Origin of the sequence: Christiangramia marina (assembly GCF_048285865.1) — a bacterium.
Taxonomy (GTDB): Bacteria; Bacteroidota; Bacteroidia; order Flavobacteriales; family Flavobacteriaceae; genus Christiangramia; species Christiangramia marina.
In genome coordinates this window covers 103-400 of record NZ_JBLVTK010000020.1, presented here as the reverse complement: position 1 = coordinate 400, position 298 = coordinate 103, and the positions used below count along the sequence as shown (strand labels likewise).

1 protein-coding gene is annotated in these 298 nt (G+C 43.6%); it reads left to right on the top strand.

The annotated features are described in order from the left end of the window. Nucleotides 1-298 (top strand): cadherin-like domain-containing protein (locus ACNKXS_RS15555; protein WP_417921607.1); only part of this gene is annotated, 298 nt, incomplete at both ends.

The following is a 298-nucleotide window of genomic DNA, read 5'->3' as shown; positions in this document are numbered from 1 at the left end:
CCAGTCGAGATCACTGTGCTTGACAATGATTCTGATCCTGATGGTGATGAGCTTACAGTAACAATTTTTGAAGCTCAAAAACCTTCCAATGGAACGGTAACCATCGATGAGAATGGCGTGGTAACCTATACTCCGGATGAAAACTTCAACGGAACTGATACTTTTGAATACACTATTTCTGATGGGAACGGTGGAACCGATACCGCTACGGTAACAGTAACTGTAGGTGCTGAGAATGATGCTCCTATTGCTGTAGATGATTCGGCTTCAACAACTGAAGACACTCCAGTCGAGATCA